Genomic DNA, 13,044 nt, shown 5'->3' with positions numbered 1-13,044 from the left:
TGAAAAAAATTCAAATTTGTTATATCATATTGCCCATGTTTGATGATTATTTAGTTGTAAGGTGGCACAAGGGCAATTTAAAAGGTGCAGGTGGATTTAGCGCACCAAAAAAGTTGCTTTATTTAGATAAACAAATTGAGCTTTCAAGCAAAAATACCGCATGCCTCTGCAGCGGTTTTGAAGCGCTCAATATGTTTTTTTACGGCGAGAATGGGCTGGGTAAATCTTCACTTGTCAAATACCTTATTGATAAATTTAATTCAAAAGGCCTAAGATGTATTGAGTATCTAGAAGAAGATGTTTATTCTATATATGAATTGTTTGATATTATCAAAAATAGCCCATATAAATTTTTCATTTACTTCGATGATTTAGCATTTGAAGAAAATGATAAAGAATTTAGAAAGTTTAAATCCATTATTGAAGGTTCTCTTGAAGAAAAACCTAAAAATTGCATATTCTTGGTTACTTCAAATAAAAAACGCATTATAAAACAAAAAGTGCTCACCCTTGATAGTGACATATTTGAAAAAGAAGAAGAAAACGAAAAAACTTCGCTTTTTGCCAGATTTGGTTTGTCTATAGGGTTTCATCCCCTTGAAGTTTCAAATTTTATAGAAGTAGTAAAATTTTACTTAAATGAATTTGGTGTAAAACAAGATTTTGATATAAAAAAAGAAGCACAAAGCTTTGCCTTATCTTATGGCACCTACAGTGGCCGAGTAGCAAAACAATTTGCTTCATTTAAATTTATTGAACAGTTTCACGCTTAAAAACCAAATGCTTTTATAATAGTATCTTTGGTTATCTATGCTTTCTCTAATACATTCCCCTCTCTTTCTTTATAAGTTTATTTAACACTAAAACTGCTATTGTGAAGATAAGTTAAGAACGAAATTTGCTACACTTTTTTTGGTCTTTATAAAGATTGTAGAGCTTTATTTAGTAGGGGTAATTTACAGGCTTAAGGAGGCGTAATATGTCTATATCTGGTATCTCTGGTCAAAACTATTTTTCAAATGCAATTTACAACCAGCAAAACAACAGACAACAAATGCAAACAGATTTTGCACAACTAGGTCAAGATTTGCAGTCTGGTAATTTAACTCAAGCTCAGTCAGACTTTGCGAACATACAACAGCTGTTTTCATCTAATCAAAGTCAAAATACAACTCGTGCTAACACGTCTGTTGCTTCTAATCAAACTCAAAACCCATTTCAACAAATGCAAACAGATTTTGCACAATTAGGTCAAGATTTACAGTCTGGTAATTTAACTCAAGCTCAGTCAGATTATACTAACATTCAAAGTTTACAACAGTCAATGCAGGCAAACTCAAATTCATCAAGCCAATCATTACAGTCAATTCAAAGCTTAATCTCGCAGTATATGCAAAACATGCTAACTGGGATGAATAACCAGGAATCTCAAGCCGGAGCTTTAGGCTTAACAAATTTGAATTTAACCATCTAAGATTTTTTAGCATCTAAGTTTTTTAGCCTGTAAATTTTGTCCTTTAAATAAAGTTTAGGCTCAAGGACCAAATGTCCTTGAGCGCATAATTTTTTTTATTTTCTTCCTACTGTTATTCTTGCGTTTATAATCCATTAACATTTCGTTTATATTCAGTTAACAATTATGCACTATTAATACAATCATATATTTAATTTGGGAAGTTTTTATGAAAACAAGTCTGTTTATTTACACACGGTTTACATTCTGTTTAAACTGTATTAACAATCGTTTGCTATTAATAAAATAAGATTTTGCAATGGAGGTGTTTTATGAAGAAAATCTTTTACTTGCTAGTGTTGTTTATATTTGCTTCAGGGAGTGGACTTTTTGTTAGCGCAGCGAATGTTTATGCCCAAAATATTCAATTTTCTACCTCTCATTATTGCTACAAACATTATAATATCCACAATATAAGTAATATTAACGCTCAAACAAATAACTATTAGCCTAAGGAGTAAAAATTATGTTTTTAAATTTAGGTAATTTTACTGTATGGCGCATAAAAAGAGTATTTGCAAAGCTAAGCCCCCTATTAGTATTTATATATTTAATGTTCCCCCTGCATGCATTTGCAGGGGGAGTAAATGTAAATTTAAATATAATTACCACGCCGTACTATCCACCGCCTGCCATGGTTTATGTACCTGATGTGCAAGCCTATATTGCAGAAACCGCTCCATTTCCTGTATTTTACGTAGGAAATGTGTACTATTCCTTTTACAACAACATGTGGTATTTTGGACCAACCTATAACGGACCTTGGAGGTTTACTCGCGTTATACCTATGCAGTTAAGAAGGTTCCATCCAAACAATTGGGGTATGCTGCAAAGACAAGCTCACGAGTATTATAGAAATCCGCATTGGAATCATTTTATAGCTTCTCCGGATAAACGATACTACAAATACGAGCACTCTAAAGAATATAACCGCTTTCAAAACAACCATGAACATTTTCCGGGTAATTCTCAATACAATAGAGGAGGCTACAATAATAATAATCAGTACCACCCTCAATATGATCAACACAACGGCTACGGTAGATAGAAGATGAAGGTTTTTATGAAAACAAATCTGCTTATTTACACACGGTTTGCATTCTGTTGAAACCGTATTAACAATCGTTTGCTATTAAATTCCTAACTTCTCCTTCTACCTCTTTGCCTATATATATTATTGCCTTCTGTTTTACTTTTTTGCCTTCGCGGTAATTTTCAACTTCGGCAAGATAAACCGCATCTTTCTTTTTTATTTTTCTTACAAAAGACTAGTGTATGCTATATACACTACAAAGGTAAAATATCAAGTAAGAAATGCTTATAATAAAGAATTTTTTATGTGGTGCATAAAAAGATGGGAAAAGTTAGGTAAATAATAAATATTTGTTATTGTCGATAATGAAAATTCTTGAACAATTTGATTAACTTTTTTTACACGAATAGTCTACATTTTTTTAATAAAATTTAGCTTATACTCATGTTTAATGGTTTATAAAAAAGGGGGGTTTTAATGAACAGCATGTTGAGTATGTTTGCGTTATTTAAACTTTTTTTAGAACAAATAAAGCAAATAAATTTTTTTATACTACCCAAGCAATATTGTGCTGTAAAAAATATACATTAATCAAAATTGTAGGTACTAAGAAAGGAGTGACTTATGAATTACTTTAAGACATTTATGCTAATGGTTGCACTTACTGTATTGTTAATGATAGTAGGCGGTGCTATTGGCGGTCAACAAGGAATGATTATTGCTTTATTGTTTGCTGGAATTATGAATTTTGTAACCTATTGGTTTTCTGATAAAATTGTCTTGAAAGCTTACCATGCAAGCGAAGCCTCTCAGTCAGCGTATCCACAACTTTATTCAATTATAAGCAATCTAACACAAAAAGCTAACCTACCTATGCCAAAAATTTATGTGATGCAAAGTAATACTCCAAATGCCTTTGCAACAGGCAGAAACCCAAAACATGCGGCAGTGTGCGTTACAACTGGAATATTGAATTTGCTGGATACAAATGAGCTATCTGGTGTTTTGGGCCATGAACTAACTCATGTTAAAAATAGAGATATACTGACTGGAACCATTGCTGCTACCATAGCCGGCGCAATCAGCTATTTAGCATGGATGGCTCAATGGTCAGCTATATTTGGTGGAATGGGTAGTAATAGAAGAAACAATAATATGTTTGGGCTGCTTTTTGTTGCTATACTAACCCCTATAATAGCTACTATAATTCAGCTAGCTATATCAAGGCAAAGAGAGTATGCAGCAGATAAAGGTGGGGCACTTATGTCAGGCAACCCTATGTATTTAGCTAACGCTTTAAAGAAGCTAGAAGCAGTAAATAAACTTTCGCCACTACCAAATACCCATTTCTCGCAAACAACAGCACATATGTTTATAGTAAATCCATTTAAGGGCGAAACGTTTAAAAGTTTATTTAGCACACATCCCCCAATTGAAAAAAGGATTGAGCGTCTAGAAAATTTAAAAATTGAGATAGGCTAAGTTATATTGGAGCTGATTTATGTTTAAATCTCGCAAAAAACACAGGCTTTTTTTAGCCTTTATTATTGTTATTATAATAATATTAGCTTTAGGTTTGTTTAAAGCTATAACAATGTCTAATAAACCTCAAATATCTCTCAATATACCAAACTCTTATAAAGTAGCTGGCAATTTAGAAATAAAATGGCCATATGACACGCAAGGTTCTGTAATGATTGATAATTACGGTATTGTTTCACAAACAAACCGCCAACAACCTATTCCTCTTGCAAGCTTAGCAAAAATAATGACAGCTTATTTAATACTAAAAGATCATCCTTTGCACATAGGCCAGAATGGGCCGATCATAAACATTACAGAAAACGATGTTAAAACATACATAAATGATAAAAAAAACCAACAATCGGTTTTAAAGGTAACAAAAAATGAAAAACTCAGCGAAAAGCAGCTTTTAGAGGGTTTGCTACTACCTTCTGGAAACAACTGTGCAACGATTCTTGCAAAATGGGATAGCGGCAGCACAAAAGTATTTGTTGAAAAAATGAACAAAACGGCAAAACAACTGGGCATGAACCATACCCACTATGCAGATCCTGCAGGCGTGAGATTGTATACTGTTAGCACAGCAAATGATCAATTAAAACTTGCCCAAAAAGTTATGAAAATACCTGAATTTAGATATATAGTCTCAAAACCTCAAGTTACACTGCCGGTAGCTGGCACAGTTTACAATGTGAATTACGATTTAGGCAAAGATGGTATTATAGGTATAAAAACAGGATCAATGCCGCAGTCTGGTGGTAACTTTGTTTTTGCATCTAAACATGATTTAAAGTGGAAGCACGTTTTAATAATAGGCGCTTTGCTTGGAGAATACGGAAGAAAGCCTTTGATGGATGCCCTTAAATCTTCTATAAAAGTAATTAATCAAGTCAAACATAATATGCATTTATCGCAAATATTTAAAAAAGAGGGAACAATAGGATATGCAAAATTTGTATGGCTTAAACCTATACCTTTGGTTATTGGAAAATCGCTTTATACAATAACATGGCCTGGTGTAGGATATAATATTAAATTTAAAAAGAACCACATTAAGTTGCCTATTAAGAAAAACGAAGTTGTGGGTTATCTTGATTTGTACAATAAGTTTTTGGATAAAAAAATACCAGTTTTAATTGAGAATGCGGTTAAAAAACCTACATTTATTGAGAGACTGAAAAGTATTTTAACTATCTAAAACCTTAAAAAACGAAGCTCATGTATTGGCCAGGTGTTTTATCATCGGTTGCGTTTATCTTAATAGCTTTTTTGATGATTGTATTTTTTAATTAAAGCATTTTATGAATGTTGATATTTGATATTTTTAGAGTAATTAATTATATGGAAAATTAGAGGATGTTAAATGAAGTATGCTAAGCAAAAAAGCATGTTTGCCAATATTAATATAACGCCTTTAGTCGATGTAATGCTTGTTTTGCTCGTAATTTTTATGGTAGCTACTCCCATGATTGTTAAAGGCATGAAAGTGAATCTACCGCGAACTCATTCTGGCAGCGCAAATATTGCAAAAAAAGATATAATCATAACAATAACAAAAAATGACAGACTATATATTGGCAAACACTTATCAACTTTTACAGAAGTTAGCCAATTTCTTAAAGAAAACCCAAAAGCACAAATAATAATAGAAGCAGATAAAACGGTAGCATATAGTATGGTTGCTAAAATAATTGATATTGCAAAAACAGATGGTATACAAAAAATAGCTCTTGCAACACGCAACAAACCCAGCTCAAAAAATAATTTATTTTAAATTTTTATTTTCCAAATTATGCACAATATAAGCTCCTATCAAAAAAGTACAAAAAAGAGCATACACCCAAATTAAAAAAGCAATATATCCCCAGAAAGTACCATATATGATGTTAAGCCTAGAAATACTAACGACATAAATGATAAACAGTCTCTTTAAAACTTCAAGCACTAGAGCAAAGAAAAAGGCGCCTTTGAGTGCGTTCCTTAGCTTTACTTTGCTGCGAGGCAATATCAGGTATAGCAGCAAAGATACAATAAACAATGATAAAAAAGGTATTATGTATGTTCCAAAAAAATCGTACAAAACACCGAATTTAAACACATTCATTAAATATTTTCTCACAACTTCGATAGGCGCAAATACACCTGCTAAATAGGCAACTGATAGCACCATTACAATAGCAATCAGTATCATATAGATAAAAAGTAGTTCAAAAATAGGCCTTCTTCTATTAATCTTGAAAATTTTATTTATATAAGCATCTAGTATGTAAAAATACGAAAGTGAAGTAGCAGCATACAAAGCTAGACTAAAATAGCTTATTTTTTCATAAATTAGAGGCTGTATTATATTTAATATCATACTTTTAAACATTGGAGGAAAAATAAGTGCTATTTTTTGAACAACAACATCGTAATACTGAGTATAACTCGATATAAGAAAAATAAATATAGAACTCAAAAAAAGCAAAAAAGGTGCAAGTGAGAGTATAAAGTAAAATGACAACGATGATGCAATGATAAAACCATTATTTTTGGCAAAATCTAAAAAACTTTTCAAAATAATCTTCATAGCTTACAATATCATCAAAAAATAATTTTTTTCAATATTAAAATAACTTTTTCAATACTAAAACAATTACTTAGTTGGTGAAAATTTTCCGTGCGAATTCTTTAGAAATGTTGGGAAAATAGCCACTTTATAGGATATTGTTTTTTATTGATCAATTCAGATGGCATTGATTTTAGTCATCAAATAAGCGCGTGAAGGTTCTGCTTTCAATTCTTATATAAATTTAATAAAATTTACACACAATTAACAAAATGAAAAAAAATCTATTTGACAAAAAACCTTAAATTTGTTAGCATCACTAACATTAGATAGCTTTTTGCATAAATTTATATTTAACTTTAAGGAGGTTGGGATGCCAAAAGCAATAAAAAGTATGGATGGCAATACTGCCGCTGCGCATGTGGCGTACGCTTTTACAGAGGTAGCCACAATTTACCCCATTACGCCATCATCAAACATGGCAGAAGCAGTTGACGCATGGGCTGCTGAAGGTAGAAAGAATATTTTTGGCCAAACGGTAAAAGTATTAGAAATGCAATCAGAAGCGGGGGCATCTGGCGCTGTGCACGGAAGCCTTGCAGGTGGTGCACTTACTTCTACATTTACTGCATCTCAAGGTTTACTTTTAATGCTTCCAAATATGTACAAAATTGCTGGTGAGTTACTGCCTGGTGTATTTCATGTTGCGGCAAGAACAGTGGCAACACACGCACTTTCTATATTTGGAGATCACTCAGATGTAATGGCTGCAAGACAAACGGGTTTTAGCCTTTTATCATCTGGTAGCGTTCAAGAAGCTATGGATTTAGCAGCTGTTGCTCACCTAAGTGCCATTAAAGCTAGAATGCCTTTCTTGCATTTTTTTGACGGGTTTAGGACTTCTCACGAAATACAAAAAATAGACGTGCTAGACTATGAAGATCTGGCAAAACTTATTGACTGGAAAGCAATTGAGCGCTTTAAGAAAAACTCTCTAAATCCAGAACGTCCAAAAATTATAGGCACCGCACAAAACCCTGATATATTTTTTCAAACAAGGGAATCTGCCAATAAATTCTATGAAGCTGTACCAGACATTGTGGCTTCATACATGAATGAAATAAATAAACTAACAGGCAGAAATTATAAACCATTTAATTACTATGGCGACCCAAACGCAGAAAATATCATTATAGCTATGGGTTCAGTTGAAGAAACAATCGAAGAGGTGGTTGATTACCTAAATGCAAAAGGTGAAAAGGTTGGGTTAATTAAAGTAAGGCTATATAGACCATTTTCACCAAAATATTTCTTTGAGGTGCTACCAAAAAGCGTTAAAAAAATAGCCTTGCTTGATAGAACAAAAGAGCCTGGAGCCTTAGGTGAGCCACTTTACGAAGATGTTAAAACGCTGTTTTACGACGTGCAAAACGCTCCATTAATAGTAGGCGGTAGATATGGCTTAAGCTCTAAAGATACCACGCCATCTCAAATATTATCTGTATTTAAAAACCTTAAATCAGATAAGCCAAAAGACCACTTTACGATCGGCATAATTGACGATGTGACACATCTGTCGTTGCCCATAGATGAAGAAATAAACACCTCAGATAAAGATACTGTATGCTGCAAATTCTGGGGATTTGGCTCAGACGGTACAGTAGGCGCAAACAAAGACGCTATTAAAATTATAGGCGACAATACAGATATGTACGCGCAAGGCTACTTTGCCTACGATTCCAGAAAAAGTGGTGGCGTAACTGTTTCTCACTTGAGGTTTGGCAAAAAACCCATTAGGTCAACTTACTTAATAGATCAGGCAGACTACATTGCCTGCCATAAACAATCTTATGTATACTTATACGATGTGCTCTCTGGTTTAAAGAAAAATAGCACATTTGTTTTAAATACCATTTGGGACGAATCAGAGCTCGATAAACACTTACCAAATACAATGAAGCGCTATATAGCGCAAAACAATATTAATTTCTATATCATTAATGCTACTAAAATCGCCAAAGAAATAGGACTTGGCACACGTATAAATATGATTATGCAATCAGCATTTTTCAAACTGGCAAACATTATACCAATTGAAACTGCGACAAAATTGCTCAAAGAAGCCATTGTCCACTCTTATGGTAAACAAGGCGATAAAGTCATAAATATGAACTATCAGGCAGTAGATAGAGGTATTGATTCAATTGTAAAAGTAAATGTTCCAGAAAACTGGAAAAATGTCTCAGTAGAAGAAGAAAAGAAAGATGAAAACCGCCCAGAATTTATAAAAAATGTAGTAGATGTAATGAATAGGTTAGAAGGTGACAAACTGCCTGTTTCCACTTTTGTGGGCAGGGAAAACGGTGAGTTCCCATCGGGTACTGCCGCTTACGAAAAACGTGGGATCGCTATTGATGTGCCAGAATGGGTACCAGAAAATTGTATTCAGTGTAATTTTTGCTCGTACGTATGCCCGCATGCTGCAATTAGACCATTTTTGTTAAACGAAGAAGAAGTAAATATTAAGCCGGCTGATTTTGTTACAAAAAGAGCAATAGGTAAAGAAGTAAAAGGCTATGAGTACAGAATACAGGTATCTGTGCTTGATTGTACAGGCTGTGGCAGTTGTGCAGAAGTATGCCCCACACCTAAAAAATCACTTATTATGAAACCTATAGAAACTCAAGCTAAAGACATAGATAATTGGAACTTTGCAATTGAAAAAATTTCCGAAAAAGCAATACCAACAGACACAGTTAAAAACAGCCAGTTTGCAAGACCTCTCTTAGAATTTTCAGGTGCTTGTGCAGGTTGCGGTGAAACACCTTACGACAAATTAGTAACACAGCTTTTTGGTGATAGAATGATCATAGCAACAGCCACTGGATGTTCTTCTATCTGGGGTGCTTCTGCTCCATCTACGCCATACTGTGCTAACTCTCAAGGCAAAGGGCCAGCGTGGGGCAACTCTTTATTTGAAGATAACGCAGAGTATAGTTTGGGTATTGCTCTATCTGTTAAGCAACAAAGAGAGGCTTTGAGTCAAGTTATCGAAAAGATAGTAGTAAGCGATATGGAAGAAGCTTCAAAAGCACCATTTAAAAAATGGCTTGACAATATGAACGATCCTAGAATAACAAAAGAAGCAGCCCTTGAGATAGGCGCATGTATAGCAAATAAAAACAAGTATCCCTCAAATGTTCAAGATTTGCTTACCTTAGTAGAAAAAAGTCAGGATATGCTGATTAAGAAATCCATCTGGGCATTTGGCGGTGATGGTTGGGCATACGATATAGGCTACGGCGGTATAGACCATGTAATAGCTTCTGGTGAAGATGTAAATATACTTGTAGTTGATACTGAGGTTTATTCAAATACAGGGGGCCAATCATCTAAAGCAACACCAGCGGCTGCAATTGCTCAATTTGCCGCAGCAGGAAAACGCACAAAGAAAAAGGACTTAGGCTTGATGGCTACAACTTATGGCTATGTGTATGTTGCCCAAATTGCAATGGGCGCAGATTACAACCAAACACTAAAAGCCATGCAAGAAGCAGAAAGCTACCATGGTCCATCGTTAATCATAGCTTATGCTCCATGTATAGCCCACGGCATAAAAACAGGTATGGCAACAACTCAAGAACAGCTAAAGAAAGCGGTTGAAGCTGGCTACTGGCACCTTTATAGGTACAACCCACTACTCAAAAAAGAGGGTAAAAACCCATTTATATTAGACTCAAAAGAGCCAGATTTGTCTAAGTTTAAAGAATTTCTGCTTAGCGAAGTAAGATTTTCTGCCCTGAAGCGCACATTCCCTGACAAAGCAGAAGGACTATTTGAAAAAGCCAAAGAAGACGCACAGGAGCGATACGAAAACTACAAACGCATGGCTTCATACCAGTATTAATATTTGAAAGCTACCCTCTTTAAAAGGGGGTAGCTTATTTTGTTATGCTAAAACTATTTGATGCTATATTTCATATTATTGATTACAAATTCCCAGTTATCGAAAATCAAGGCTACTTGCCGCCTCAATTTTTACCAGGAGATTATTTAACATTAATGTCTAACTATGAGTTGCTTGGCGGTACAGTAGTTTCTGGTTCGTTTCAGGGGTTTGATACACAGTATTTAGTGTCAGCGCTATCAGTTTTGGGCAAAAATTACGTAGGTGTGATAAATTACAACCCACACTACACGGATTTAGACATAATCAATTTAGATAAACTAGGCGTAAAAGCCATAAGATTTAATATCAAAAGGGGCACAAAAGACACGATAGATTTGATAGAGTACGCATCAAAACGCGTTTTTGATTTAGTCAACTGGCACAGCGAAATTTATATTGACTCAAAAAACATACCCAGCATAAAAGATAAATTGTTAAAAATCCCTCGCCTTGTGATAGATCATCTAGGTTTATCCAAAGAAGGTTTTAAGAATATATTGAGTTTGGTTGAAAAGGGAGCTTATGTAAAAGCAAGTGGTTTTGGCAGGCTTGATTTTGACCCCATCTGGGCTATTAAACAAATTATTGCAATAAATGAAAATGCATGCGTTTTTGGCAGCGACCTGCCATCTACAAGGGCGCAAAGGCCCTTTTTACTCACCGATATCGATCTTATAAATAATAATTTTGACGCATCACAAAGCAAAAAAATCTTCTATGAAAATGCTCTAAAGTTATATAAAGTTAATTTTTGATTACTCTGACTTAAGTGGCCTGTTCATCAGGATGCTTATTGACTCAAATGGGTCTTTTTTATTTACAATAATATTGTAAACCTCATTTATTATGGGTGTTTCTATAGAGTATTTTTGTGATAATCTAAAAACTGCCATAACGGTATTTAAACCCTCAGGGACGCCGTTTAATTGATTTAAAATTTCATCGATTGACAAACCTTGAGCTAACTTTAAACCCAAAATGCGATTTCTGCTTAAATTACCCGTTGCAGTAAGGACGATATCACCAATCCCAGCAAGACTCAGCATTGTTTTGCTTTTGCCACCAAAATATTTATATGTTCGCAAAATTTCTGCAAGACCCCTTGTAATCAACGCAGCCCTTGCATTTTGACCTAGATTTAAGCCGTCACTTATACCGCAGGCAATTGCAAGGATATTTTTAAGCGCACCTAAGTACTCTACACCTATGTAGTCAGATGAGGTATAAACCCTAAAATAATGCGTATTAAACATATTTTGAAGCTTTTTGGCTAAATTTCTGTTTGATGAAGCCACAACCGATGCCGTTGGCAGTTCTAAAGCAACTTCCAATGCAAAATTAGGCCCAGATAATACAGCAAATTGCTCTTTTGTAATGCCCAATGTTTGAAACAATATCCCAGATGGGGGTAAAAATGTTTCATCTTCTATGCCTTTACTTAAACTTAATGCAGCATCCACCTTGATAGAAAAATGCTCTATAAAATCGCGCAGGTATTTTACAGGCACAGCAAAAATACCCATTTGAGCATTTTTGGGCGTATCAAAAACTAAATTTTGGGACAAATGTATGTCTTTAAGGTATTTGTTATTGTGATGAGTTTCCCGCAAGCGCAAAACTAACTTTTCATCCCGCGCGCACAGGCACACGTTAAATTTTTTCTTTGCAAGTAAATTAGCAACAGCTGTACCCCAACTGCCAGCGCCATAAACACAAATTTCATACATTTTTACAGTAAATACTCTCTAGTCCATAAAAAGTCAAATTTGGCTCAAAATAATCTATATGCTTAATTTCTTTAATAAACATTTCTGCATCCCCGCCAGTAAATACAACCGTAGGGTTTTTCATCTCGAGCTTCAGCCTATCAATAATACCTTCAACCATTTCAACGTATCCGAAATATATACCGCTGCGCATACTTTCTATAGTGTTTTTGCCAATAAGGTGCATAGGCTTTTCTAAGCTAATTTTTGGCAATTTTGCTGTATGTTCTCTTAAACACTCCATAGATATGTTTACACCAGGTGCAATAACACCGCCTAAATACTCGCACTTTGAGCTTACGCAGTCAAATGTGGTAGCTGTCCCAAAATCAACCACTATAGTACTTTGCCCGCATTTTTCATAAGCTGCCAGCGCATTTACGATTCTGTCTGCACCAACTTCTTTGGGGTTATCGTAAAGAATTTTTACACCAGTTTTTAAGCCTGAGCCCACTTCTTTTGTTTGCACTTTAAAGATTTTTTTAATAGCGCTAATAATTTTTTGCGTTAAATAAGGCACAACCGAGCTGATAATCGCGCCTTCTATATTAAAACTTAAACTATTAATCTTAAACAAATCGTAAAGCAAAACGGTTATTTCGTCGTCTGTCCTGTTTATTGTGCTTATACGGAATGTGTGCACCAAGGTTTTTCCTTCAAAGATACCAAAACCCGTTGTAGTGTTCCCTACATCAATAGTTAAAAGCATAA

The 13,044-nt window shown here is 34.5% G+C and carries 12 protein-coding genes; 9 read left to right on the top strand and 3 right to left on the bottom strand.

All coding sequences use genetic code 11. From position 1 onward, the window contains the following. The first annotated feature begins 35 nt into the window (after positions 1-35). The 7 genes from DESAMIL20_RS09855 to DESAMIL20_RS09830 all read left to right on the top strand — a co-directional run bounded on the left by DESAMIL20_RS09855 (position 36) and on the right by DESAMIL20_RS09830 (position 5,844). The gene (locus tag DESAMIL20_RS09855; protein ID WP_143340274.1) at positions 36-773 is read left to right on the top strand and encodes a DUF815 domain-containing protein; all 738 of its coding nucleotides are present in this window, start codon (positions 36-38) and stop codon (positions 771-773) included. A 206-nt stretch (positions 774-979) separates the two neighbouring features. Beyond that, positions 980-1,474, top strand: a complete 495-nt coding sequence (locus DESAMIL20_RS09850) for a hypothetical protein (protein WP_086034677.1) — start codon at positions 980-982, stop codon at positions 1,472-1,474. Between the two features lie 311 nt (positions 1,475-1,785). After that, entirely contained in the window at positions 1,786-1,962 is a 177-nt protein-coding gene (locus DESAMIL20_RS10515; protein WP_158090577.1) for a hypothetical protein, read from the top strand. 17 nt (positions 1,963-1,979) lie between these two features. Beyond that, complete coding sequence (locus DESAMIL20_RS09845; RefSeq protein ID WP_086034676.1) at positions 1,980-2,561, top strand: hypothetical protein; 582 nt, start codon at positions 1,980-1,982, stop codon at positions 2,559-2,561. Between the two features lie 609 nt (positions 2,562-3,170). Beyond that, positions 3,171-4,028, top strand: a complete 858-nt coding sequence (gene htpX / locus DESAMIL20_RS09840) for a zinc metalloprotease HtpX (protein WP_086034675.1) — start codon at positions 3,171-3,173, stop codon at positions 4,026-4,028. A 19-nt stretch (positions 4,029-4,047) separates the two neighbouring features. After that, positions 4,048-5,268, top strand: coding sequence for a D-alanyl-D-alanine carboxypeptidase family protein (locus DESAMIL20_RS09835; RefSeq protein WP_086034674.1), 1,221 nt, complete (start codon positions 4,048-4,050; stop codon positions 5,266-5,268). A 165-nt stretch (positions 5,269-5,433) separates the two neighbouring features. After that, on the top strand, positions 5,434-5,844 hold the full coding sequence (locus DESAMIL20_RS09830) for an ExbD/TolR family protein (protein ID WP_086034673.1): 411 nt from the start codon (positions 5,434-5,436) through the stop codon (positions 5,842-5,844). Here DESAMIL20_RS09830 and DESAMIL20_RS09825 read toward each other — a convergent pair. Next, the gene (locus DESAMIL20_RS09825; protein ID WP_086034672.1) at positions 5,836-6,639 is read right to left on the bottom strand and encodes a YihY/virulence factor BrkB family protein; all 804 of its coding nucleotides are present in this window, start codon (positions 6,637-6,639) and stop codon (positions 5,836-5,838) included. The genes DESAMIL20_RS09830 and DESAMIL20_RS09825 overlap by 9 nt on opposite strands. Before the next feature lie 352 nt (positions 6,640-6,991). On the opposite strand from DESAMIL20_RS09825, the gene nifJ reads away from it, so the two are divergent. Beyond that, the gene (gene nifJ, locus DESAMIL20_RS09820; RefSeq protein WP_086034671.1) at positions 6,992-10,525 is read left to right on the top strand and encodes a pyruvate:ferredoxin (flavodoxin) oxidoreductase; all 3,534 of its coding nucleotides are present in this window, start codon (positions 6,992-6,994) and stop codon (positions 10,523-10,525) included. Between the two features lie 44 nt (positions 10,526-10,569). After that, positions 10,570-11,322, top strand: coding sequence for an amidohydrolase family protein (locus DESAMIL20_RS09815; protein ID WP_086034670.1), 753 nt, complete (start codon positions 10,570-10,572; stop codon positions 11,320-11,322). Here the strand turns inward: DESAMIL20_RS09815 and DESAMIL20_RS09810 are convergent, their stop codons facing one another. Both DESAMIL20_RS09810 and DESAMIL20_RS09805 read right to left on the bottom strand, forming a co-directional pair. After that, positions 11,323-12,294: an NAD(P)H-dependent glycerol-3-phosphate dehydrogenase gene (locus DESAMIL20_RS09810; RefSeq protein ID WP_086034669.1), complete on the bottom strand. Its 972-nt coding sequence runs from the start codon at positions 12,292-12,294 to the stop codon at positions 11,323-11,325. Continuing rightward, positions 12,287-13,042 (bottom strand): type III pantothenate kinase, encoded by a 756-nt coding sequence (locus tag DESAMIL20_RS09805; RefSeq protein WP_086034668.1) that lies wholly within the window; start codon positions 13,040-13,042, stop codon positions 12,287-12,289. Before DESAMIL20_RS09805 ends, DESAMIL20_RS09810 begins: the two co-directional genes overlap by 8 nt. Between the last annotated feature and the right edge of the window lie 2 nt (positions 13,043-13,044).

The organism is Desulfurella amilsii (assembly GCF_002119425.1).
Classification (GTDB): Bacteria; Campylobacterota_A; Desulfurellia; order Desulfurellales; family Desulfurellaceae; genus Desulfurella; species Desulfurella amilsii.
Note: the sequence above shows the minus strand (reverse complement) of the source record. Positions and strands in the feature narration are given on the sequence as shown.